Origin of the sequence: Burkholderia sp. AU6039 (assembly GCF_002223365.1) — a bacterium.
Classification (GTDB): Bacteria; Pseudomonadota; Gammaproteobacteria; order Burkholderiales; family Burkholderiaceae; genus Burkholderia.
Genome location: NZ_NKFK01000008.1, coordinates 272,991 through 296,989, shown reverse-complemented (window position 1 = coordinate 296,989; position 23,999 = coordinate 272,991). Strand labels below are relative to the sequence as shown.

General features: G+C 64.4%; 14 protein-coding genes. 7 read left to right on the top strand and 7 right to left on the bottom strand.

From position 1 onward, the window contains the following. The first annotated feature begins 5 nt into the window (after positions 1-5). On the top strand, positions 6-1,187 hold the full coding sequence (locus CFB39_RS37000; protein WP_089476752.1) for a porin: 1,182 nt from the start codon (positions 6-8) through the stop codon (positions 1,185-1,187). A gap of 323 nt (positions 1,188-1,510) precedes the next feature. After that, a complete protein-coding gene (locus CFB39_RS36995) occupies positions 1,511-2,677 on the top strand; it encodes a S9 family peptidase (RefSeq protein WP_179257794.1) in 1,167 nt (388 codons plus the stop codon). Between the two features lie 226 nt (positions 2,678-2,903). On the opposite strand, the gene CFB39_RS36990 is transcribed toward CFB39_RS36995, so the two are convergent. After that, positions 2,904-3,461 (bottom strand): TetR/AcrR family transcriptional regulator, encoded by a 558-nt coding sequence (locus tag CFB39_RS36990; RefSeq protein ID WP_256991552.1) that lies wholly within the window; start codon positions 3,459-3,461, stop codon positions 2,904-2,906. A gap of 163 nt (positions 3,462-3,624) precedes the next feature. Here CFB39_RS36990 and CFB39_RS36985 point away from each other — a divergent pair, with 163 nt between their 5' ends. From CFB39_RS36985 to CFB39_RS36975, 3 genes are all read left to right on the top strand, one after another. Next, the gene (locus CFB39_RS36985) at positions 3,625-6,816 is read left to right on the top strand and encodes a cytochrome P450 (protein WP_089476749.1); all 3,192 of its coding nucleotides are present in this window, start codon (positions 3,625-3,627) and stop codon (positions 6,814-6,816) included. Between the two features lie 542 nt (positions 6,817-7,358). Next, a complete protein-coding gene (locus CFB39_RS36980) occupies positions 7,359-9,182 on the top strand; it encodes an acyl-CoA dehydrogenase (protein ID WP_089476748.1) in 1,824 nt (607 codons plus the stop codon). 54 nt (positions 9,183-9,236) lie between these two features. Next, positions 9,237-10,421 (top strand): acetyl-CoA C-acyltransferase, encoded by a 1,185-nt coding sequence (locus tag CFB39_RS36975; protein WP_089476747.1) that lies wholly within the window; start codon positions 9,237-9,239, stop codon positions 10,419-10,421. Between the two features lie 230 nt (positions 10,422-10,651). On the opposite strand, the gene CFB39_RS36970 is transcribed toward CFB39_RS36975, so the two are convergent. The 5 genes from CFB39_RS36970 to CFB39_RS36950 all read right to left on the bottom strand — a co-directional run bounded on the left by CFB39_RS36970 (position 10,652) and on the right by CFB39_RS36950 (position 17,907). Next, positions 10,652-12,274, bottom strand: coding sequence for an AMP-binding protein (locus tag CFB39_RS36970; protein WP_089476746.1), 1,623 nt, complete (start codon positions 12,272-12,274; stop codon positions 10,652-10,654). A gap of 286 nt (positions 12,275-12,560) precedes the next feature. Next, positions 12,561-12,794, bottom strand: a complete 234-nt coding sequence (locus CFB39_RS41305) for a hypothetical protein (RefSeq protein WP_089476745.1) — start codon at positions 12,792-12,794, stop codon at positions 12,561-12,563. 240 nt (positions 12,795-13,034) lie between these two features. Then, the gene (locus CFB39_RS36960; RefSeq protein WP_089476744.1) at positions 13,035-16,175 is read right to left on the bottom strand and encodes an efflux RND transporter permease subunit; all 3,141 of its coding nucleotides are present in this window, start codon (positions 16,173-16,175) and stop codon (positions 13,035-13,037) included. Further along, positions 16,172-17,290 (bottom strand): efflux RND transporter periplasmic adaptor subunit, encoded by a 1,119-nt coding sequence (locus CFB39_RS36955; RefSeq protein ID WP_089476743.1) that lies wholly within the window; start codon positions 17,288-17,290, stop codon positions 16,172-16,174. The genes CFB39_RS36960 and CFB39_RS36955 overlap by 4 nt, the downstream gene beginning before the upstream one ends. 29 nt (positions 17,291-17,319) lie before the next feature. Further along, positions 17,320-17,907, bottom strand: a complete 588-nt coding sequence (locus CFB39_RS36950) for a TetR/AcrR family transcriptional regulator (RefSeq protein ID WP_179257793.1) — start codon at positions 17,905-17,907, stop codon at positions 17,320-17,322. 81 nt (positions 17,908-17,988) lie between these two features. On the opposite strand from CFB39_RS36950, the gene CFB39_RS36945 reads away from it, so the two are divergent. Continuing rightward, positions 17,989-19,389, top strand: coding sequence for a TolC family protein (locus CFB39_RS36945; RefSeq protein WP_089476741.1), 1,401 nt, complete (start codon positions 17,989-17,991; stop codon positions 19,387-19,389). A gap of 99 nt (positions 19,390-19,488) precedes the next feature. Here CFB39_RS36945 and CFB39_RS36940 read toward each other — a convergent pair whose 3' ends face one another. Beyond that, positions 19,489-21,927 (bottom strand): AsmA family protein, encoded by a 2,439-nt coding sequence (locus tag CFB39_RS36940; protein WP_089476740.1) that lies wholly within the window; start codon positions 21,925-21,927, stop codon positions 19,489-19,491. A gap of 255 nt (positions 21,928-22,182) precedes the next feature. Between CFB39_RS36940 and CFB39_RS36935 the strand changes: the two genes are divergently transcribed. Beyond that, entirely contained in the window at positions 22,183-23,988 is a 1,806-nt protein-coding gene (locus CFB39_RS36935) for an alkaline phosphatase (RefSeq protein WP_089476739.1), read from the top strand. Positions 23,989-23,999 lie beyond the last annotated feature (11 nt).

The window sequence follows — 23,999 nt, the reverse complement described above, 5'->3', positions numbered from 1 at the left end:
GTTCAATGAGAAAGGCAATTGCGCTTTGCGCAGCGGCAGGCTTCGTCAGCGGTACGGCAAGTGCGCAAAGCACTGTACTGCTCTACGGGATTCTGGATGAAGGTGCCAACTACGTCAGCAATGCGGCTGGCCATCACCTTTACAATCTCTCGAGCGGCGTCCTGAATGGCAGCCGCTGGGGGCTGCGTGTACGGGAGGATCTCGGCAGTGGCTATGGTGTGATCGCCGTGATGGAGAACGGGTTTGACGTCAATACCGGCAAGCTCGGCCAAGGCGGTCTCGGATTCGGTCGGCAGGCGTACGTTGGCCTGTCCAGCCCGTATGGCACGGTAACGCTCGGCCGACAATACGATTCCGTCGTCGATACGCTCGGCCTGTTCGAGGTGGGTGATCAATGGGGCGGCTCCATGGCCGCTCACCCGTCCGACAATGACAACTTCAACAATACGAACCGCGTCAACAACGCGATCAAGTACACCAGCCCGGTCTTTCATGGCGTGACGGCAACCGCGCTCTACTCGCTCGGCGGTGTCGCGGGACATACGGGCCGCAATCAGATCTGGTCGGCCGGTGTCAGTTACGCGAATGGTCCCCTTTCTTTGGGCGCCGGCTATCTCAACGTCCGAAACCCGAACACGTCGTTCTACGGCTCCGGCGGAACCGTCGCGGCCACCGTCAACGAAGTGCCGGGCTCGAACTTCGGCGCATCACCGGTGATCTCGGGCTATGCGTCGGCGCATTCGCTGCAAGTTATCGGCGCCGGCGCCGCGTATACGATCGGCGCGCTGACGTTGGGAACGACCTACTCCAATACGCAGTTCCGTCACCTTGGCGACACATCGAGCGGGCCGGTGCCCGCTGGCGGCATCGCAGGAACCGCAAAGTTCGACAACGTCGAAGCGAGCGTGAAATACCAGTTCACGCCGTCAGTCCTCATCGGTGCCGCGTATGTCTACACGCGGAATAGTGGCGCCGATTCCAAAGGTGGAGCTCATTACAATCAGGCTTCCGTCGGAGCCGATTACTTCCTCTCGAAGCGCACCGACGTCTACCTCGTCGGCACCTATCAGCGTGCCAGCGGGACCGACTCGACCGGTCGAGTCGCCGTCGCGTCCATCAATCAGTTGACGCCGTCGACCTCAAATCACCAAACCGCGATTCGCGTCGCCATTCGACATCGGTTCTGATCCGCGGCGATCCCGTCGACTCATGTATCGACGCGCCGCGCTGAAACGATCCCGTTGGAGTATCGGGTTCGCGGCGGGCGCGCGGCGCAAATGGTTTTCGGCATGCTTCCACCGGGATCGCCATCCTTCCCTTCAACGGTTGACCGGCCACGCACATCATGAATGAACACAAGGAAACCTGTCGGACCTCGTCGACGGAGGTAAAGCGAGCAAGTTCATCTCGCTCGATCAACGTTCGTGGAAAGCATCCCAAGACAGCATCCGTTGCGCGACGTTCATGCGAATCACGAGGGCGGAGAGCGCTTGCTGCATGGATGATGGCGATGACATTGACGCTCGGAGCCTGCGGTGGGGGCGACGACGTCAACTCCGGGTATGCCAGACTGATGTCTGCAGTACCTCAGGCCGTCACGTCGGTACCGGACGCGCACGCAACGCTTCTCACCTATACGATGCCGGCAACGGCGGGCGGCACTACGCCCGCGACTTCGCTGTTGTTTGTTCCGAAGCGCAATGCACCTGCGGGCGGATGGCCGATCGTCGCGTGGGCGCACGGTACCACGACCGCGGGGCAAGCCACATGCGCACCGAGCCTGACGCTGGACACGCTCGACGGAGGACTGACCGCGCAAGGTTTCCCGAGCCATTACAGCGACTTCATCGAATCGCTGGTCCATGCAGGTTATGCGGTGGTCGCTCCCGATTTCGAAGGCCTGGGACCGGCCGAAAATACCCCGTACCGATACTACAGTTCAGCAAGCGAGGCGCGATCGATCATTGCGGCGGTAGTCGCGGCGCGTGAGAGCGACATGCCGCTTTCCACCCGTTGGGCGGCCGTCGGACATTCGGAAGGTGGGCGCGGTGTCCTCGAACTCCAGCGTTTTGTCGGTGAAGCCTCCAGCCTCGATTTTCGCGGCACCGTCGCGATCGCGCCCTTCACGTCTGTCGCCGCATCAATCAACGGACTCAGCGAGATGGCCGCGGGCGATCCCGCGAATGCCGCTCTCTATACCGCGATCCAGAATTTGTTCGTCGGCATGTTGACTGTCGCGGTGCAAGTCGAGTCGCCCAATGTGGACGTTTCGAAGCTGATGGGCGTCGATCTGGCGTCCCAGTTGACGGACCTGAAGACAAAGTGCGTGTTCGCGGCCTCCGGTCAGATCGGTCAGTTGATCTCGACGAAGACATCGGCCGGATACGCCGGCTTCAATCCGCAGTGGAGTAGCGTGCCGGAAATGCAAGCCTATCTTGCCGCGAATGATCCGGCGGTTGCGCCCAACTTCCGGTTGACGGCGCCCACGCTGATCCTTCAGGGGACGGCAGACGTGTTCGTACAACCGACGCTTACGAGCGAACTCGTCTCACGGCTGCAAGCAACGACACCTCCTCCGTCGCTGGTGTACAAGACCTACCCGGGCAAGGACCACGGCACGGTCATGACCGTTGCGGCTCCCGACGTTATCGCGTTTCTGTCCAGTCGATTCCAGTAATGGACGCACGCATGCGGCGCCGCGTTGATGATTGACGCGTAGATATGCGAGTCACCCAAAAGCCGCACGCACCGACCGAGCCTCGCGATCACCCGCGTCGGTCAATACCTGTCGGTTCGTGATGCGACCGAAGATGCCATTCCTGCAGCGCGTTCGGTGCGAGTCGATTGGGCACACAGGCGGCGCATGTCGATCAACCTGCCCGCTTCCCACGCTTCCCCTCTCGCTACTCCGAATCCGCCTGCGCGAACCCGAGCGTCAACCCGAACGCATCGAGGATCGTCGCTGCGGTGCGGGCCATGCGCTTCGCCATGGCCTCCGGCGTCTCGCGCATGGCGCCCTGGCGAAGCCAGTGCACCGCCGTCCAGACCAATCCCCCGCCGAGCACCGTCAGGCAATCCTGCTCGGCTTCCGTACGGACGCCTTCATAAGGCGGAAGGAGACGGCCGGAAACGAAGGTCACCAGTTCATCGAAAAACGCCGATGTCGCCGCATCGTTGAACACGGTCAGATAGAAAGGCTGATGCGCATGCAGATGCTCGAGAATCAGCGCGGTTTCCACCTCCATTGACCTGAAGAAAGTGGCGCTCGGCGGGTTCAGCCGTTTGCCTTGCTCCTCGACGAACGCAAAAGCGTCGTCGAGCCTCACCAGCGCTGCTCGCTGGGCGGCCGACTGAAGGTCGGGAAAGTGCTGATAGAACGTGGGACGCGCGACGCCCGCGCGTTGCACCAACTGAGCAATGCTGAGCGTGTTCAGCGGCGCGTCGTCGAGCAGTTCGGTCATGGCGCGAACGAGCGCGTCGTAACTCCGTTGAAAGCGAGGATCGGCGGTATTAGGGCTTACATCAGGTGGCATAAAAAGCTCTGGACACGTGGTTTTGTCTATTTTACATTTGTTCAATAGATCGAGATGCGATGTGCCAACACACCTCTGAAAGGCTATTGAAATGAAGTCCTCATCCCTCGTCCCCCAGCCGCCCCTGAAACCCGTCATCGGTCATCTGATGGAGGTCCTCGGGCCGTCGCCCCTTGCCAAGATGATGGATCTCGCGCGCACTTACGGGCCGGTCTACTGGTTCGAGGTGTTCGGGCAAGGTTACTACGTTGTCAGCGGGCAAACACTGGTGAATGAGGTGTGCGATGAAAGCCGATTTCAGAAGTGTGTGCACCAGTCGCTGCTCGAACTGAGGCCCGCGATCGGCGACGGGTTATTTACGGCATTCGGTGACGAACCGAACTGGGCCAAGGCGCATCGTGTGCTGATGCAGGCGTTCGGCCCGCTCAGTATCTGGTCGATGTTCGACAAGATGGTCGACATCGCCGACCAGATGTTTCTCCATTGGGAGCGGTTCGGCCCGGAGACGCCGGTCGATGTATCCGATCACATGACGCGACTGACGCTCGATACGATTGCCCTGTGTGCGTTTGATTGTCGTTTCAACAGCTTCTACCGTGAAGATCAGCATCCGTTTGTCGATGCCATGGTCAACACCCTCAGCGAGGCCGGCAAGCGCGAGCTGCGGCCAAAGCTTGTGTCGAAGCTGATGGTCAATCGCAGTCGAAAGTTCGACGCGGACATCGCAGTCATGCGATCGCTTGCGACCAAAATGATCGAGGACCGGCGCAAGCACCCACACGTCAACGAAGAGTCGATGGACCTGCTCGACCGCATGCTGAACGGCGTCGATCCGGTGACGGGAGAAAAACTCGATGACGAGAACATCGTCTTCCAGATGATTACCTTTCTCATCGCCGGACATGAAACGACCAGCGGGCTCCTGTCCTTTGCCACCTATTTCCTCCTCAAGAACCCGGACATCCTGCAAAAAGCACGGGACATGGTCGACGAGGTGGTGGGCAGCGAGACCCCGCGGATCGAACATCTCGCACGACTGCGTTACATCGAACACATCCTCATGGAGACGTTGAGAATCTGGCCGACCGCGCCGGCATTCGCCGTGTCGCCGCTCGCCGACACCACGTTCGGCGGGAAATATGCCGTTTCTCCCGACGACATCATCATGATCCTGACGCCCATGTTGCATCGGGATGTGAGCGTCTGGGGCGAGGACGTCGAGGCATTCCGTCCGGAGCGATTTGCCCCGGAGAATGCGGAGCAACTCCCGCCCAATGCATGGAAGCCCTTCGGCAATGGCGCACGTGCCTGTATCGGCCGCCCGTTTGCGATGCAGGAAGCGCATCTCGTCCTGATCATGCTGCTTCAGCGATTCGATTTCTCTTTCGCCGATCCGGACTACGAGCTGGAGGTCGCCGAAACGCTTACGCTGAAGCCGACCGGTTTACGGATCAACGTGAAACCGCGGGCCCGAGGCGCGCTCAAAGCGCCCGATACGGCCGTTCGCGCCCGCCCGAGCGCGCAAGGCCCGAGCGTCGCCCCGGTTCAGTCGGCCCCTTCCAGCGAAGAGGTGTCGACCATGCTCGTGCTCTTCGGGGGAAACACGGGCTCCGCCGAATCCTTTGCAAGACGCATTGCAGGGGACGCGAGTCGTCACGGATTTCACGCGACGTGCGCGCCCCTCGACGATTTCGCGGGAAAACTCGACGGATATCCGGCCATCGTGATCGTCACCGCTTCCTACGAAGGACAGCCGCCGGACAACGCCCGATCATTCGTCCCGTATGTCGAAGCACTCGGCGAAGGCGCGCTGGACGGTGTTCATTTTTCGGTGCTCGGGTGCGGCAACAAGCAATGGGCCCGGACCTACCAGGCGATTCCCAAGCGAGTCGACGAAGCGCTCGAGAAGGCCGGTGCCACGAGAGTGCACGTCAGGGGCGAACTCGATTCCGGTGGCGACTTCTTCGGTGAATTTGACAATTGGTACACCGAAATGTGGGACCGATTTGCGATCAGCGCCGGGAAGGAAGTCTCGACCGTGCAACAGGGCGATACCGCGCTGAAGGTCAGTTTCGCCGAGAATACCCGTGAAAAATTGCTGAACTTCGGCGACATGGCGCATGCGTCCATCGTCGACAATAGGGAACTGGTCGATATCAGCGTGGCCGGCAGCCGCTCCAAAAAGCATATCGAACTGAAACTGCCGGAAGCGATGACGTATCAATCGGGAGATTACCTGGCCGTTCTGCCGCGCAACTCGAAAAACAACGTCGATCGCGTCTTGCGCCGGTTTCGCGTGAGCTGGGACACGCCGGTGGTGATTGAAGGCACGTCAAGTAATCCGCGCCTTCCGCTTGGCCAGCCCATCAGTTGTGGTGACCTGTTCTCGAGCTATGTCGAACTCGCCGTTCCTGCCACCCGATCACAAGTATCGACCCTGGCCGCCGCCACGCGTTGCCCTCCCGAGAAGGTCGAGCTCGAGCGCCTGAGCGCCGACGATTTCGAAGGCGAGATCCTCGGAAAACGGACCACCGTCATGGATCTGCTCGAACGCTTCGGATCCGTCGACCTGTCGCTCGAAAAATTCCTCGATATGCTGCCCGCGCTGAAAGCACGCCAGTATTCGATCTCGTCTTCCCCGCTTTGGAAAGCAGACCATGTCACGCTGACGGTAGCCGTGGTCGATGCACCGGCGCTCTCCGGCAATGGTCGCCATGAAGGGGTGGCGTCGTCGTATCTCGCGCGGCTCAACACCGGGGACAACCTGTCCGTCGCAGTCAGGCCATCGAATGCACACTTTCGGCCACCCGCCGAGACCGGCCTTCCGATGATCCTGATCTGTGCCGGTTCCGGTATCGCCCCCTTCCGCGGCTTTCTGCAAGAGCGCGCACTGCAGAAGCAGCAGGGGGAAAACATCGGCAAGTCGTTGCTCTTCTTCGGCATCGATGACCCCGACGTCGACTTTCTCTATCGCGACGAACTCGACGAATGGGCACGATGCGGTGTGGTCGAAGTGATGCCGGCTTACTCGAACCGCCCGGAGGAAGGTGCCCGGTTCGTTCAGGACAAAGTCTGGCTGGAGCGCGAGAAGATCGCCGCCCTGTTTGCGCAAGGCGCCACCGTCTTCGTCTGCGGGGATGGAAAGAACATGGCGCCTGCCGTACGCGCCACGCTTGCCCGCATTTATCAGGAGGCGACGGGAGCGAACGACGAAAGCGCCAGCGCGTGGATCGACACGATGGAGCGGGAGCATGGCAGATATGTTGCCGACGTGTTTGCATGACGGTGACGGGATCCTGTCGCGTCCAGTTGCAGCAGACAGCTGACCTGCCCCGCCGCCGCTTTCAGGAACGGATGCGACACGTGCTTCGATCCCGGCCTGTGCCCTGTTTTCCTTGCGTCCTTCACCCTGGTTCCGGTCGAGTTCCGAGCGGAACCAGGGGTTGATCACACGCCGCTCAACCGCTTCGAATCGCCCCACGTCTTTTAATGACGGCACGGTTCGGAAAGCGACGGGTTAACCACGATCGACCGTCGATGAACACCATGCTAATTTCATCGTCCACATGACTTGGTCATTTGATCAACATTGAAATGGACATGCCGTCCCACTGTAAACCACGCGAATCGCTCCATGCATACCGCCTCCGGATATGCATGACCGATCCCCCCGATGTCGTGGCGGAGTGGACGACGCCGATCACCCCATGATGTCCTTCAGTGTTTCCGAGCGCGATCGCTTCAAACCCGTAATTTCGCATTCCAGAATTTATTGAAGATAGTCGAAATCGCGCCAAGACACCCGACACTCACTCATTCGATTCCATGACTAGCGAACTCACCCTCTCCCGTCGCGACGTGGAGTTCATTCTTTTCGACTGGCTGCAGGTCGAATCGCTTACCGGTCGGCAACGATTTTCCGGGCAGGACCGCTTCGACTACACGTCCGTGCTGGATGTGTACGAATCGCTTGCCACGGATCTCTTCAAACCGCATAACAAGAAGAACGACAGCAACGAACCCGCATTCGACGGAGAACGCGTCACCATCAACCCGGAAGTGGGTGTCGCATTGCGTGCATTTGCGGCCGCCGGCCTGATCAGCGCGTCGTTCCCCAACGAGTGGAACGGCATGAGCCTGCCCAGCACCGTGGAACGGGCCGGCATGGCGTATTTGCTGGCAGCCAATCCGGGAACCGCGGGCTACGCGTTTCTCACGATCGCCAACGCCAATTTGCTGATGGCCCACGGCGAGCGCGACCGGGTCGAGCACTACGTCAAGGCCATGGCGGAAGGGCGATGTTTTGGCACGATGTGCCTGTCGGAGCCGCAAGCCGGGTCGAGTCTTGCCGATATCCGCACGCGCGCGGTTCCCGGCCGGGACGGCCGCTACCGCCTGTTCGGCAACAAGATGTGGATCTCCGGTGGCGATCACGAGATTGCCGAGAACATCGTCCACCTGGTATTGGCCAAGATTCCCGATGAAAACGGCCAGCTTCCTCCGGGCGTTCAAGGGATATCGCTCTTCACCGTCCCGCGCAAGTTGATCAATGCCGACGGGCTGCCGGGCGAGCGAAACGATGTCGTCCTCGCCGGCATCAATCACAAGATGGGGTACCGCGGCACGGTCAACTGTCTGCTGAACTTTGGTGAGGGTCGCTACCGCCCGGAAGGCGAAGCGGGCGCCATCGGGGAGATCGTCGGCGAGCCCGGCAAAGGCCTGGCCTACATGTTCCACATGATGAACGAGGCGCGTATCTCGGTCGGCCTCGGCGCCGCCGCGATCGGCTATACCGGCTACCTTCACTCGCTGGATTATGCGAAGACACGCCTGCAGGGCCGGACACGCGGTGACCGATCGCCCGCCTCGGGACAGGCCCCCATCATCCGTCATGCCGACGTCCGGCGCATGCTGCTCGCGCAAAAGGCCTACGTGTCGGGTGCACTCGCGTTGTGCCTGTATGCGGCTCGACTGAGCGACGATATCCATTCGCAGGAAGACGCCGGCGCCCGCGAAGACGCGCATGGCCTGCTCGACCTGCTCACCCCCGTCGTCAAGAGCTGGTCGTCCCAATGGGGTCTCGTCGCCAACGATCTCGCCATCCAGGTTCATGGCGGCTACGGCTACACGCGCGAATACAACGTCGAGCAGTTCTATCGCGACAATCGGCTCAACCCGATACACGAAGGCACATTCGGTATCCAGGCGCTCGACCTGCTGGGTCGAAAGACGCGTGCAAACGGCGGTGCCGCGATGAATACGCTCGACCGGAAAATCGCCGCGACGGTGTTCAAGGCCCGGTCGATCCGTCCGCTCCATGACCATGCCGACACGCTCGAGTGCGCGTGGGAGCGCATCCGACTCGTCACCCACGCGCTGCACCGGCTCGACGACCCGGAACTCCAGCTGGCGAATGCGGCGGCCTACCTCGAAGCATTTGGCCATGTCGTCGTCGGCTGGCTCTGGCTCGATCAGGCGCTCGTGGCCAACACGCTCGAGAGCGGCCCCACCGGGAGCGACTTCCATCGCGGCAAGCTCGCCGCGTGCGACTACTTCTTCGGGTGGGAAATGCCCAAAGTGGCCGCGTGGCTGGCGGTGCTCAATCCCGTGGAAACCACGCCCCTGACGATGCCGGAGCACTGGTTCTGACCCGTGCGCGCAGCCTCCATTTCGTTGCTTCCGTTTAATTCATGAGGATGTCATATGATTGATGCCGTCATCGTTTCCACCGCGCGCACGCCGATCGGCAAGGCCTATCGCGGCGCATTCAACCTCACGCACTCGCCCACCCTGCTCGGTCACGCCATCCGGCATGCCGTGCTGCGCGCCGGGATCGAACCGGATCGCATCGAGGACGCCGTCATCGGTTCGGTGCTCAACGCGGGAACCGCCGGCAACAATGTCGCCCGACAAGGTGTGCTGGCGGCCGGGCTGCCTGCTTCGGTCGCCGCGCAAACGCTTGACCGCCAATGCGCATCGGGCCTGATGGCGATCGCCACGGCCGCCAAACAGATCATGTGCGACGGGATGCAGGTGGTGGTCGCCGGCGGCCAGGAAAACATCTCGGCGGTACAGACGCGCTACTTCGAGTGGACGCGCGCCGACCAGGATCCCAACGTGCTGGCCGTGCAGCCCGCCGCCTACATGCCGATGCTCGAGACCGCCGAGTTCGTTTCCCGCAAATACGGGATCGCGCGGGACGTGCAGGATCAGTACGCGCTCGATTCCCAGCTGCGCACTGCCGCCGCACAAAAGGAAGGCCGCTTCTCGGACGAAATCGTCCCGATCACGACACAGATGCTGGTCGTCGACAAAGCGACCGGCGAAACGTGGCGGAGGGAGGTCACGCTCACGCAGGATGAGGGGAATCGTCCCGGCACGACGCTCGAATCGCTTGCCGCGCTCGCACCGGTGGTTGACGGTGGCGTGGTGACCGCCGGGAATGCAAGCCAGCTGTCGGACGGTGCAAGCGCCTGCGTGCTGATGAACGGCAAGACCGCCGAACAGATCGGCGCGACGCCCCTCGGCATCTATCGCGGCATGACCGTCGTCGGCAATGCGCCCGAGGAAATGGGCATCGGCCCCATCTACGCGATCCCCAAGCTCCTGAAGCTTCATGGCCTGACGGTCGACGACATCGGACTGTGGGAGCTCAACGAGGCATTTGCCTGCCAGGTGCTGTACTGTCGCGACAAGCTGGGAATCGATCCGGCCCGATACAACGTCAACGGCGGCAGCATTTCGATCGGCCATCCGTACGGGATGACGGGCGCCCGCCTGGTCGGACACGCACTGATCGAAGGCAAACGACGCGGCGCGCGCTACGTCGTCGTGGCGATGTGCGTGGGGGGCGGCATGGGTGCGGCCGGCTTGTTCGAAGTCGTCTGACGGAGCGCGCCTTTACCCGCAGACCGAATGGGGCGGCAGCCCCGCTCTTGCGGGCCTTGCAGACCTATCCGGGGATGCGTGAGCGGACCTTGTGTCGCAAGCGCGCCTGATGCGCCATCGCACCAGGCGCCGACGCGCGCCGGACTTTTTCTGAAATGCCATTCGCGTGCCGGTTAAGAGACGGGTGATGCCGACCGCTCAATCTGCCGGCATCACCTCGGTCGATCACGTCAAGGGTTCGACACCCGCAACTCGCGCCGGAGGATCTTCCCGACGTTGCTCTTTGGCAGGCTGTCGCGAAACTCGATGCTTTTCGGACGCTTGTAACCGGTCAGCTGGCCTTTACAGAACGCCATCAGGTCTTCGAACGTCAGCGCCGGATCCTTCCTGACCACGAACAGCTTGACGGCCTCTCCGGAATGCTCGTCGGGTACGCCGATCGCCGCGACCTCGAATACACCGGGATGGTTGGCGACGACGTCTTCGATCTCGTTCGGGTAGACGTTGAAACCGGACACGAGAATCATGTCCTTCTTGCGGTCGACGATTCGCACGAAGCCCGCCTCGGAGATCGACGCAATGTCACCCGACCTGAAGAAGCCGTCCTCGGTCATCACCTTCGCGGTCTCGTCCGGCCGCTGCCAGTAACCCGCCATCACCTGCGGACCACGAATGCACAGCTCTCCGGCTGCGCCGGGCGGCAATTCGTTGCCGTCGTCGTCCCGGATCGACACTTCCGTGGAGGGCAACGGCAGGCCGATGGTGCCGTTGAACTCACTCCCGGTCACGGGATTGACCGCGACGCAAGGTGATGTCTCGGACAGCCCGTATCCGTCGATGATCGGCGCGCCGGTCATCTCCTTCCAGCGCCTGGCGACGGCTTCCTGCGTGGCCATCCCGCCACCGCTGGCCAGCAGCAGATTGGAGAAATCGAGGCGCGAGAAGCCGGGATGATGGAGCATCGCGTTGAAGAGCGTGTTGACGCCCGGAAAATTCGTGACCTTGTATCCGGCGAGCGACTCGATCATCCCGCCGATGTCCCGCGGATTCGGCACCAGTACGGAAAGCGCACCCATGTGAATCGTCAACAGGCAGCAAACATTGAGTGCAAAGATGTGATAGAGCGGAAGTGCCGCCACCGTGATGAACTGCGTCACGTCAGGGCGCAAATCGCGCGCCGGGTTGAACCAGACGTCCGACTGCAAGACATTCGCGACGATGTTCCGATGCAACAGCGTCGCGCCTTTCGACACCCCGGTTGTCCCGCCCGTATATTGGAGAAAAGCGACATCGTCCGGCGACTGGGAAGCCGGTACGAATGTGCCCCGACGTCCCTCATCGATCGCGTCGTCAAATGCCGCATACGGGCTCGGCTTCCGTTCCGCGCCGGACGCGTTGCCCTGCGCGGCTACCAGAACATGCTTCACCTGCGTGTGCGCAAGGATTGCATCCAGCGTTGCCGTGCAGCCGTCGAGAATGACGATCGCCTCCGCGCCGCTGTCATTCAGCTGGTGTTGCAGCTCGCGAGGCGTATAGAGCGGGTTGACGTTGACGACAACGTAGCCGGCGCGCAACACCGCACAAATCGAGATCGGGTACTGCAACACGTTCGGCATCATGATGGCGACCCGCGCACCCCGCTCGAGGCCGCGTGACTGCAGCCACGCGGCCAGTGCTCGGGACATCACGTCGAGCTCACCATAGGTGATCTGCTTTCCATCGCACGCAAACGCCGGATTCGCGTGAAACCGGCTGAAGCTTTGTTCGATCAATGCACTGATGTTTCGATACGCGCTGGAATCAAGCTCTGCCGGAACCCCCGGCGGATAGGCATCAAGCCAGATCTTTTCCATACCCAATCTCCTCTGTCCCATTTGAATAAGTGCGCGACGCCCATCCCCTCATCACGCGCGTGGATATGCCGGGCCGCCTCGAACACGCGAGACTCGTCCCTCGTCGCAACGATAGGGCTGCGTGGTCGACCGCCAGTCAGCGACGCCGTGGATCACGTTGTCGGCAGACAGTTGACGGGCGACGGCCACCATCCTGTTTGTTTCACCGCCATCGCCCCCTGCTTGGCAGGCAAATTCTTGCCCCCCGAAACGCGACTTCCGAGTCAGGGGGCTACACTCAAACTGGTCAATTGATATGGTCATTTGACCATACAGGGAAACTTGCGGCAACTTGGTAGTTGCACGAGGCTGCGACGCGGGATTTGTCGATGCCATGCGTGCGGCTGCGGCCCTGGATTCCGTATGCAGTGCCATTGATCGAATCGACCGACGGGTTCCCTGCGCCCGCCGCGAACAGACCGGCGTTGTTCGCTTGCGAGCAGGCAGCACCCCGCTTCAGGCCTTCAAACTGATACGTCACGCCGGCACTGTATGCGCGGTTATTCGCAAGGTTCGTACTATTCGAGAGCGAGTACGTGCCACCGAATTGCGGGCCGCAGCGTCTTGTTCATTCGTGACGCTCCATTCAAAAAAATGAGGCAGGTCTCGCGACCTCGTTCATCAACAGCCGGCAAACACCGGGAGGACCTTGTCCTGTTGGTCACACCCGGGTTTCCAATGCGCCCGCATTGACGGGCGCTAAACGGCTGGGCGACCCGTTTCAACATTTCCCGGGCGCATCGACGGCTCCGGAACCGAAGAGCTTCCGGCTCCAGCCGGACAGCCTGTCGCTGAACAGCAGTTCATACAGCACCGGCACCATGCCGAGCGTAATCAACGTCCCGAGCAGCAGCCCGCCCATGATGGTGACGGCCATGCCGGTCCACAGCGTGCCGGCGAACAGCAGCAGCGGAACCAGGCCGGCGATGCAGGTCAGCTTGGTCATCACGATCGGCCGCAGGCGCGCCACGGCCGCCGCGACGACCGCTTCGCGGCGCGACTTGCCGGCCGCCAGCTCGACCTCGATACGCTCCAGCAGCAGCACCGCGTTGTTGACGATGATCCCGGCCAGCGACAGCAGGCCGAAGTTCGCCATGAAGCCCAACGGTTCGCGGGCGATGATCAGTGCGGGCCCGACGCCGATCATCGCGAACGGAATGATCCCGACGATCAGCAGCAGCTTGCGGAACGAGCCGAACTGCCAGATGAACAGCACCAGCATCGCAACCACCGCGTGCGGCAGATACTCGCCGAGCGCCACGTTGGCCTCGGCGGACTCCTCGATTTCGGCGCCCAGCTCGATCCGGTACCCCGGCGGCAACGCGATCCGGCCGACGGCCGGCGCGAGCTGATCGACCGCCTGCTGCGCGGTGCCGTGGGTATTGCGGCCCTTCACGGTGAGCGTGCGCATCAGGTCGCGGCGTCGAATCGTCGACGGCTCGGTATTCAACGTGACCGTCGCAACCGCGGACAGCGGAACCGGCGCGCCGCCCGCAGCCGGATGGATCAGCGTATTGGCGAGATCTTCCGGCCGCGCGCGCTCGGCTTGCGCGCCGCGCACGACCAACGGCACCAGCGTATCGCCGTCTCGCAACACCGACACGTTGACGCCGGTATACCGCGTGGCCAGCGCCGTCGAGATGTCCTCGCTGCTGACGCCCAGGCGCCGTGCCTTGTTCTGGTCGATCTCGACGTCGACACGCGGCACGCGCGGCCCCCAGTCGTCGTGAATCTGCACGATGCCCGGCTGGGTATGCAACGCTGCCTGGATCTTGCGGCCGATCTCGCGCAGCACGGCTTCGTCGGGACCGGACACGCGATACGCCACCGTGCCGGCGTCGTGGGCGCTGCGCGAGAAGCGTTTCGCATCGGTTCGCACTTCGGGATGGTGTTGCGTCATCCACGCCTGGGTTCGTGCGATCACGGCGTCGAGATCCTGCGGCTTCGCGACGCTGACCGTGACGTAGCCGATATGCGACGCAGGCAGCGGCGGATTGAGCACCAGGACGACACGCGGGCCGCCGTCGGCGACATAGCCGATGCTGGTCGTCACCTCGGGATTGCGCTTGCGATCGTCGAGCCAACGGCTCAGGTCGCGAACCACGTCGCGCGTGAGCCGCGCATCGCTCCCCGGCTGCAGCTCGAGTTCGACCTGGAACTGCGGCCGGTCGGAAGCGGGCAGGAACCCGGCCGGACGCGTGGCCAGGATCGCGAGCGCGCCGACCAGCAAGGCAGTCATCACGACCAGGAACCGCCCCTTGTGGTCGAGCACGCGGCGAATCAGGCGGGCATAGGCACCGTAGAAGCGGCTTTGCTTGACCGTCGCGTCGGCATCGTGCTCGTGCGCATGGCCTTCGCCGTGATGGCCGGATTTCAGGAAGAAATAGCAAAGCAGCGGCGTCACCGTCAGACAGAGCAGCCACGACCCGAGCAGCGACAGCGTGAGCACGACCACGAGCGGGCGCAGGTATTCGTTGGTGGCGGTGTCGCCGAAGAAGAACGGCGAGAACGCGAAGATGATGACCAGCGATGACGTCAGCAGCGGGATCGCCAGCGTACGGCCTGCTTCGATGCACGCGTGACGGCGCTCCTCGCCCGCGGCGAGGCGGCGTTCGACGTCCTCCGCGATCACGATGCCGTTGTCGACCAGCAAGCCCAGCGCGATGATGATCGCGGCCATCGACACGATGTGCAGCTCGATGCCCAGCGAGCGCATCACGAGCAGCGTGGCCAGGATGGTCAGGGGCACGATGCCGCCCACCACGACGCCGGCGCGCCAGCCGAGGAACAGCACGACGACGATCATCACGATCACGATCGTCTCGATCATCACCTGGTTCATGCGGCCCATTTCCCGCTCGACCACGTCCGCCTGGAAGGTCACGTAGTCGAGCGAAAAACCGGCGGGCAACTGCTGCTTCAATTCGTCCAGACGCGCGCGCAGCGCCTGGCCGACCGCCTTCACGTTCTGGCCTTTGCGCATCGAGATGCCGAGGACGACCGCGTCTTCGCCGCGGAAGATCGCCGCAGACTCGGGCGGATCGACGGGCCGAACCTGCACCTGGGCGATGTCGCCCAGACGCACGGTGCCCTGCGCGGCTTCCGCGCGCGCGCCGGCCGGCGGCACGGTGAGCGTGAAATCCTGCAGCGCCTGCAGCGAGCGGATTTCGCCGGAGCTGACGACCGCGCTGTTCAGGCCCGACAGCACGAGCCGGCCGCCGGACTGCACGACGTTCTGCTTCTGCAGCTGTTGCATGACCGACGCGGCGGACAAATGCAGCCCCGCCATTCTGGCGCGGTCGAATTCGATATAGACGCGCTCCTCCTGCAGGCCATGAAAGCTGACGCCCTGCACGCCGGGCACGCGGTACAGCCCTTCGCGCAGCAGCTTCAGCGGTTCGCGCATCTCGCTCATCGAAAACCCCGGCGCGGTCACCGCGATGGACGCGATCGCCACGCGACCGAAGTCGTCGTCGATCTGCGGAGGCAGCGTGCCGGCCGGGAACAGCGGCACCGCTTCGTCGACCTTGGCGCGCATGCGCTGCAACACCGGCATCAGTGCATGCACGTCTTCACGGAACGAAACCTGGAGGATCACGCTGCCGTCACGCACGGTGCTCGTGACGTGCTTCAGTTCGTTCAATTGGCGCAGGCGCTCCTCCACCGGCCGGGCGACGAGCTGCTCCATCCGCTCGGCCGGCATGCCGGGGTTCGCGACGAACACCAGCGCATCGCGAACGGTCGTGGAAGGCTCTTCCTGGGACGGGAACGTGAGGAAGGTGAACGCGCCGGTCACGAGAATCAGCAGCGCGACAAAGAAAGTGAGCCGGCTGGAATTGAGTGCGGCCTGGGTCAGCTTCACGAGCGCGCTCCCTGCAGAAGGGTCTGCGCCCGATACGTGACGACGGACTGGCCCTCGTTCAGGACGGCGGTCCCCGCGACCACGACCTGCTCGCCGGCGCGCAGGCCTTGCGTCACGGCGACCCGCCCATCCGGCAGCAGTTGCCCGCCCGTGCGAATCGCGCGGCGCTTCAGCGTCTGGCTGGCGCCGTCGATGACGAAGACGCTGCCTCGGCCGGCTTCCGTGCCGGCCATGACGGCCGTCGCCGGCAGCGTGATGTCATGCGCTTCACCGCGCGGCAGCGCCACGGACAGCACGCCGCCACTGCGCAGCCCGGAAGGGGCACCCTGGACCCGGAAGATGGCTTGCACCAGCGAGCCGTTGTCGCTCCGGCCGGACAGCCGTTCCATGGTCAGCGTCACGCGATCCGTGCCGCTGACCGCGTGGGCTTCGGCGCCGGGCGACAGCGTCGCGGCGATCGTGTCCGGCAGCATCACGACGGCTTCCAGCGCGCGGCCGGCCTCCATCTGCAGCACGCTCTGGCCTGCGGCGACATCCACGAACGGCTGGACCTGACGCGCCACGATTTCGCCGTCGAACGGGGCCGTGATGCGCGTGAACGCGAGGTCGCGCCGGGCGCTCGCCACCGCGGCCTCCGCGACACCCAGCTGGCTCGCGGCCTGCTGATGCGATGCCTGTGCGGCCTGCAACGCGGGCGCGGAAATGATTCCGTCGCGGGCGAGTTCCTCCTGCTGACGCAGGTGGGTACGACGCTCGGCCAGGGTCGCGGCGGCGGCCGCACGATCGGCCGTCGCCCTGTCGAGCCGCCAGCGTGCCGGCGACTCGTCCAGGCGTGCGAGCACCTGCCCGGCCCGGACGCGATCGCCCACGTCGACCAGCATCGCGACGACGCGGCCCGACGACTCGAAGCCGAGGTCGGTGCGCTGGCGCGCGCGCAGCGTCGCGACGAAGGTGTCGGCGTGCGCCTGGCCGGCACCGCCGGCCACTTCGACCTTGACGGGCCGCGGTACGTCGGCAACCGGCGCGGCGGATGGCTGACATGCCGACAGCAGCGTTGCCGAGACGAGCGCGCAGAGTACCAGCCTGCCCGCTTGAGGCATGGAACGGGAATGCATCGTAAAACCTTCGAAATGAATGAGGGAGCTCAGGGAAGCTTGCGAATCGCGCTTTCCAGCGTGTCGCGCAACACTTGGCGCTGCTCCGGCGTAAACCGGTGCAGGTTGAACACTTCGAGCAGGGCGATGCCGTCGAGGGCGACGACCAGCGCGAGCACCTGCCCCGCATCGGGGCCGCTTTGCGCGACCCGTGCATAGCTGCGCGAGTAGAAATCCCGCACGGGACCGGCCAGATGCGGATACAACGACGTGGCGGCCAGCAGGTTGGCCAGCAGCAGGCGGCGGTCTTCCGGCATGTCGAAGGTCAGCTTCGACAGTTCGGCCAGCGACGACTTCAACGGCTTCGCGGCATCGTCCGCCTCACGCGTGTCACGTGCCTCCTGCGCCCGCAGGTCCAGCATGTCCAGTTCGCCGACCACCCGCTCGATCAGCGCAGCCAGCAAGTCGTCGCGCGTTTTGAAATGGTAGACAAGGCCTGCTTTCGTGACCTTCGCGGCAGCGGCCACGGCTTCAATGGTCAGGTTCTGGATACCCTGGCTGGCCACGAGCTCGGCCGCGGCATCGAGAAGACGGTCGCGCGAACTGCTGCGGCCGGCTCGTCGCTCGGAAGTCGACATGGTGCATCTCCTTGGGATTGAAACTAAACTATACGTACAGTATAGTTTCACGAACTCCATGTCAAGACTCAAGGTAAATCCATGACGACCGTTGTTTCCCGCCCTGTTTCCGCGCACCGAGCGCTGACCTGTCTTGCTCTTGCCGCGACACTCGCCCTCGGCGGCTGTGCGATCGCCCCGCCCAGCCACGTCGCCACGGCGCCCGCCGTTGCGGCGCCCTCGCAATGGGTCGAGACATCGCCCGGGAAGCAGGGCACCGTCGGCGACATGTGGTGGCGGGATTTCGGCGATCCGGTGCTCGATCGACTGGTGGACAGCGCGCTCGATGCCAATCGCGACCTGAAGATCGCCGCGGCGCGCCTCGCGCAGGCGCGCGCGCTCGGCGACAGCGCCGAGGCGGAGCGCCGCCCGCGGCTGGATGCGATGGCGCGCGGCGAGCGCGGGCGCGAAAACAGCGTCGATCCGCGTGCGGAGCGCAGCGGCGTCGGCTTGCGTGCCGCGTGGGAAGTCGATCTGTTCGGGCGCGGTGCGTTGCTGGTGGACGCCGCACGGTCCGACAGCGCCGTCGCTCGCGAGGCGCTCCGTGCGACCCGCATTGCGCTGGCCGCGGACGTCAGTAACGCCTACTTCGAATTGCGCACGCTGGAGCGGCGCTCAGCGCTCAAGCGCGAGGCGCTCGAGGTTGCGCAAAGGCAGGCGGTCGTGGCGGAGCGCAAATTCGCCGCGGGCCAGGTGACGGCGCTGGATGTCGAACGCTGGCGTGCCGAACTGGCGCAGGAACAGGCGTCGCTTGCCCAGCTCGACGGCGAACACCGGGTGCGCTTGCATCAGCTCGCGCTGCTCGTCGGCAGCCCCCAGGCGCCCGAGCTCGGCGCGCAAGCCGTGCCGGCCGCACTGCCCGCGCCGCCCGCGACGGTGTTGCCCGCCACGCTGCTCGAGCGCAGGCCCGACGTGCAGCGTCAGGCGCGCGCACTCGACGCCGCGCTCGCCCGTGCCGGCGCCGCCCGGAAAGAGGTCTATCCGCGCCTTCAGATCGAGTGGGCGGGGACGAAGGAAAGGCTGGCCGCGGTCGGCGATGGCGCCGCGCCTCGCGTGGCCGTCGGCTATGGCGTGTCGGTGACGCTGCCCATCCTCGACGGTGGCCGGATTCGCGCCAACGTCGCGGTGCACGATGCGCGCGCGCAGGAAGCGATGGCCGAATACGAAAAGGCCATGCTGGCGGCGCTCGTCGACGTCGAGACGAGCCTGGCCCGGTGGTCCGCATCGGATCGCTCGATGCAGGAGTGGCAACGCGCCGAGGCGGCCGGAAAGGTCGCCGCACGCAATGCGGCCAGACTGTATGACGCAGGCCAGGCCGATATGAGCGATGTGCTCGCCGCGCGCCACGCGCACCTGCGGTCCCGCGACGCGCTGGAAACGGCAATCGGCGCGCAATGGGAAGCCGCGGTCGGCCTGCGCCGCACCTTTGCCGGGGCCGTCTAGGCGGCCCGGTCGACGCGGCCGCGACGCTTGCGTACCGGCGACGCGTGGTGGGGCACCCGCGTCGGCGCGAAGCGTCCGCGTTGCTACCGCACGCCTCACTCACTTCCCATGCCGAAGTTCGCCACCCACCGGCGCGGAAGCCGAGGAAGCCCCCGCCGGCGCATTCATGTACGCCGGCGCCGCCTTCATCTTCTGCCGGACACCCGGCGGCGGCGCGACCGGGCGCCGCTCCATGTCGGCCAGCATCTGCCCGCACGGCAACGGGCGGCTGCGGCCCGGCTGCAGCAGCGCGAGCAGACTGGCGAGCGGGTTCAGCAAGCCCAGCCCGACCGCGGCACCGCCACGCGCGATCAGTGCGCCCGCCTTCACCCCGACGTGCGGTTGCTTGAAGGATCCGGTGACGTACAGCGGCGAGCGAAGCGAAATCACCCGGAATCCCTTGGTATGCGGATGGATCGTCAGGTTCATGGTCTCGTCCCGCAGGTTCACGTTGCCGTCCATTCCGATCACCGCATCCTCGGTGTCGAGCGCGAACACGCGCGAGTCGAGCACGCCGTTGGTGGCCACGAAGTCGGCCACGCCGCAGTTGATCTTGACGTCGCGTGTGCCGAACAGTTTCTCGTACACCACGTTGGCGACGTTCAGCCCCGCGGCTTCCATCAGCAAGAGGCTCACCGTGCCGTCGGTCACCAAGGTCTTCACCTCGCCGTTGGCAGTCGCGGCGAGCGCCGCCGGCGAATTGCCGGTGGCCGATAACGCGGCATCGCCGTTGACCTCGCCGAGCGCCGTTTGCATCACCGGGAAGGTCGGGAACAGCTGCTTGAGTTTCAGATGCCGCGCCTGCAGCGAGAACCGCCCTTTGAGCGGTACGCCACTGCCGTCCAGGTGAATGTTCGACGCCAGCGTCCCGCCCGCGACACCGAAGTTCAGCGGGTTGAGCGTCAGCACGCCGTCATGCATCACGAGATGGGTCGACAGGTCGGTGATCGGCAGGCTCGCGGTCTTGACGATGCGCCGACCGGCGAATCGAACGTCGGCGTCGATCTTCTTCCAGCGGTCCGTGCGAAATGTCTCGACCGGCAACGCCTTGTTCGCGGGCTGTGCGACCGCGGCGCCCCGCCGCGCCTTGCTGGCATTCGTGTCGGCGCCGATGAGCGGCGCGAGGTCGGAGAACTGCAGCAGCCTCGACTCCAGCGTCCCGGACAACAACGGCCTCGGTTCGCGCGACACGTACACCAGCGTGCCGCCGAGATCGCTGCCGCCGACGCGTCCCGTGAAGTTCTCGTACTTGAAGACGTTGCCGGACGCCCGGAACTGGCCGACCAGCCGGCCGTCGGTCGCATAGGGCGAGGTTTCGGGCAGCGTGATGCCCGTGACGTCATACAGCTTGGCCATGCTGGTGCCCGCAAGCCACAGCCGGAGATCGACCGCGGCCAGGTGAGACGGGTCCGTCAGCGTGCCGACCAGCGCCAGGTGCGTATCGCCGAAGCGCAAATCGGCCTGAACCGGAAACGGACGTTGCGCGCCCCGCACGTCCAGCAAATTGCCGATCTTGCCCGTGCCGGCGACCTTGCCCTTCTTGTAGGTTCCCTTGACGGACCAGCCAATCGTGTAAGTGCCGACGCCGGTGGAGGCCGCGGGCGCCGAGGCCGCCGAGGCCGCCGAGGCCGTCGCCCCCGGTGCGGCAGTCGCGGGGGCGTTCGATACCGCCGCCGGGCCTGACGCAGCCGGGGCGATCGCGGTGCCGGAAGTCGTCGCCGCAGCATGCGAAGCAGCGGCCACGGCTTGCGAAGCCGCTGCCGATGCGCGTGACGCCGCTTCGGCACCCGATGCCGGAACCACCGGTTGCGCCGCGCCGGCGTGCGCCTGGGCCGCGAGCTTCTTTTGCCCTGCCGGGCCGACGGCCCGTGCCGATTCGTGGTGCGCCAACGCCTCCTGCTGTTTCATCACCGCGCCGAACGGGATCGGCTGGCCAAGCGTGTCGATCACCGCGCTCAGGTCGAACTGCTTCTGCTGGTCGTAGTAGCCGAGATTGCCTTGGGCAAACGCGATCTCATGCAGGTCGAGCGCCCATCGGCCCGGTTGGGCGGACTGCTTGAACTTGAACGTCCAGTTGGCTCGCCCGTCCTTCAGGCGTTCGAGGTCGACGGACGGATTGACCAGATCGATTGCCGGAATCACGATGCGGCGCGCCATCAGCGGCAGCGCCTCGACCTCGAAACTGATCGCATCCAGCGTGACGAAATACTTCGTGCGCGCCCAGTCGGGGTTGGCGATCGTGACATTGTGCGCGATGAATCGCGGCCACGGCACCCAGGCGCGCCAGCCGTGCTCGCTCGCGGGCCGACGCCACCCGACCTGCAGGTCGCCATTGATGGCGAACTGCCGTCCGATCGCGTCCGACACCTTGTCATCGATCCAGGGCCGGGCTCGATTCCAGTCGAACGTCACGATGACGATCACCAGCGCGGCAAGCGCCAGGGTGACGCTCACGGCAAGCCACGCGGCCGCCTTGCCGACGCTGTGGCCGATGTGCATTGCTCACTCCCCCAGTTTGCTGCCCGGTATCCAGCAAGGCGCGTTCCTGAATGCACGAGCCTTCCGCCGGATGGCGTGCGGGAATTCGAAAATGGGGTTCGCACGACTTTTCAGTCGTCGCTCTTCGCAGTAATGTTCCGGATCGACTGCTCCGCTGCCGCGCGCTGCGGGGGCAGTGGCAAGCTTGTCCGGCGCGAGAAGCGTGCGCCTGCCGCAGCGCTTCCCGCATCCACGGGATGTCGATCGGGAGGATCAATGGATCGTCGCCATTTCCTCAAGTCGTCGGCTTTTTTTACCATTGCGGCCGCCGCCGCCGTCACGCACGACGTTTCACCGGCGGCCCTGCCGGGCAGCCCTGCGCGCAAGAACCTCCATCGATTCCCGCAAGGTGTCGCAAGCGGTGATCCGCGCGATCACTCCATCGTGTTCTGGACGCGATGCGTTCCGGTATCCAGCGGCGTGCAGCACGACGCAAAAGGCGCCACGCGCGCGGTCCCGCTACGACTCGAAGTGTCGACGCTGGCGGACTTCTCGACGCTCGTCGCCAGCGTCCCGTTGCGGGCGCTGGCCATCCACGACTTCACCGTGCGCGCGAAGGTGACGGCCTTCATGCCGAAGACCACCTACCACTACAGGTTCGTCGCCGGCGACGACGTCAGCATGACGGGTGTCGCGCGCACCGCGCCGGCGGCAAACGAGGCCAACGAACGGGTTCGCTTCGCGTGGCTCACCTGCCAGGACTGGAGCGTCAACCACTGGCAAGCGATGACGCTGCTGGCCGACGAGCGCGACCTCGATTTCGTCGTGCACGTGGGCGACTACATCTACGAAACGGTCGGGACCGCTCCTCCCGGCCGCGCCGAGCCGGCGCATCCTCCGCTGCACCTGAGCGGCGGCAAGCTGCTCGCGGACGGCCGCGCGTATGCCGAGACGATCGAAGACTACCGGACGCTCTATCGCACCTATCGAACCGATCCGCGCCTGCAGACGCTGCACCAGCGCCTGCCGATGATCGCGATCTGGGACGACCACGAATTTTCCGACGACTGCTGGCAGGACCATCAGGTCTACACCAACGAGGAGCGGCAGGAAACCGGGCGGCGCCGCAGCGCCAGTCGCGCGTGGGCGGAATACATGCCGGTGGATTGGGACGATGTGCGCTTCGAGCCGGACAATCCGTCGTACACGAATATTCGCATCTACCGCGATTTTCGTTTCGGCATGCTGATGCATCTGGTGATGACGGACGAGCGGCTGTATCGCGACGACCACGTCGTGAGCGAAGCCGCTGTCGCACGAGCGCACGGGCACGACCCGGTGCATGGGGACGACGCAGCCGGCTCGCGCTACTTCGTCAAGCAGGACGTGCTGCAACGCGACGAGGCGCGCGACACCCGGCAGCTCGGCCGCCCGCCGTCGATGCTCGGTCCGGAACAGACACGATGGTGGAAAACCTTGATGAAGGACTCGCCGGCCACCTGGAAGGTATGGGGCAACGAAGTGATGTTGAATCGTCTGTGGTTCGTGATGCCGGGCGCACCCGGGACGCCGGCGGCCCGCCTCGTGGTGGATTGCGACGCATGGGACGGCTATCCCGCGCACAAGCACGAACTGCTCGCTTACTTGCGGGAGCACGGGATCCGTAACGTCGTGGCGATCACCGGAGACCTGCATGCCTTTCAGGGCGGCGTCGTGCGCGACGATCCCGATCCCGCGACGGGGGTGCCGGTCATCGTCGATTTCGTCTGCGCCGGCATCAGCAGCATGTCCTTCTATACGTACCTGAAAGCCGCGTGGAACGGGACACCGCTCGCGTCGATCGTGGCGACCCCGGCCCGACTCGACCGCTTCCTGATGGCGAACAACCCCGATCTGTGCCACGCCGACCACGACGCGCAGGGTTATGCATCGGCCACCGTCACACCGGAATCCTTTTCCGTCACGTTCAACAAGGTGAAGCCGTTGAACCCGGACGGCACCGCGCCCGCGGAGGCACTGCTTGGCCGCACGCGATTGACGGTGCCCAGGGATTCAGTCGAGGTACGCGTCGAACCTGTGTAGACGCCGACGCG

Coding starts and splice junctions, on each gene's coding strand:
- CFB39_RS37000 (WP_089476752.1), top strand. CDS start 6: ATGAGAAAGGCAATTGCGCTTTGCGCAGCGGCAGGCTTCGTCAGCGGT.
- CFB39_RS36995 (WP_179257794.1), top strand. CDS start 1,511: ATGACATTGACGCTCGGAGCCTGCGGTGGGGGCGACGACGTCAACTCC.
- CFB39_RS36990 (WP_256991552.1), bottom strand. CDS start 3,461: ATGACCGAACTGCTCGACGACGCGCCGCTGAACACGCTCAGCATTGCT.
- CFB39_RS36985 (WP_089476749.1), top strand. CDS start 3,625: ATGAAGTCCTCATCCCTCGTCCCCCAGCCGCCCCTGAAACCCGTCATC.
- CFB39_RS36980 (WP_089476748.1), top strand. CDS start 7,359: ATGACTAGCGAACTCACCCTCTCCCGTCGCGACGTGGAGTTCATTCTT.
- CFB39_RS36975 (WP_089476747.1), top strand. CDS start 9,237: ATGATTGATGCCGTCATCGTTTCCACCGCGCGCACGCCGATCGGCAAG.
- CFB39_RS36970 (WP_089476746.1), bottom strand. CDS start 12,274: ATGGAAAAGATCTGGCTTGATGCCTATCCGCCGGGGGTTCCGGCAGAG.
- CFB39_RS36955 (WP_089476743.1), bottom strand. CDS start 17,290: ATGCATTCCCGTTCCATGCCTCAAGCGGGCAGGCTGGTACTCTGCGCG.
- CFB39_RS36950 (WP_179257793.1), bottom strand. CDS start 17,907: ATGTCGACTTCCGAGCGACGAGCCGGCCGCAGCAGTTCGCGCGACCGT.
- CFB39_RS36945 (WP_089476741.1), top strand. CDS start 17,989: ATGACGACCGTTGTTTCCCGCCCTGTTTCCGCGCACCGAGCGCTGACC.
- CFB39_RS36940 (WP_089476740.1), bottom strand. CDS start 21,927: ATGCACATCGGCCACAGCGTCGGCAAGGCGGCCGCGTGGCTTGCCGTG.
- CFB39_RS36935 (WP_089476739.1), top strand. CDS start 22,183: ATGGATCGTCGCCATTTCCTCAAGTCGTCGGCTTTTTTTACCATTGCG.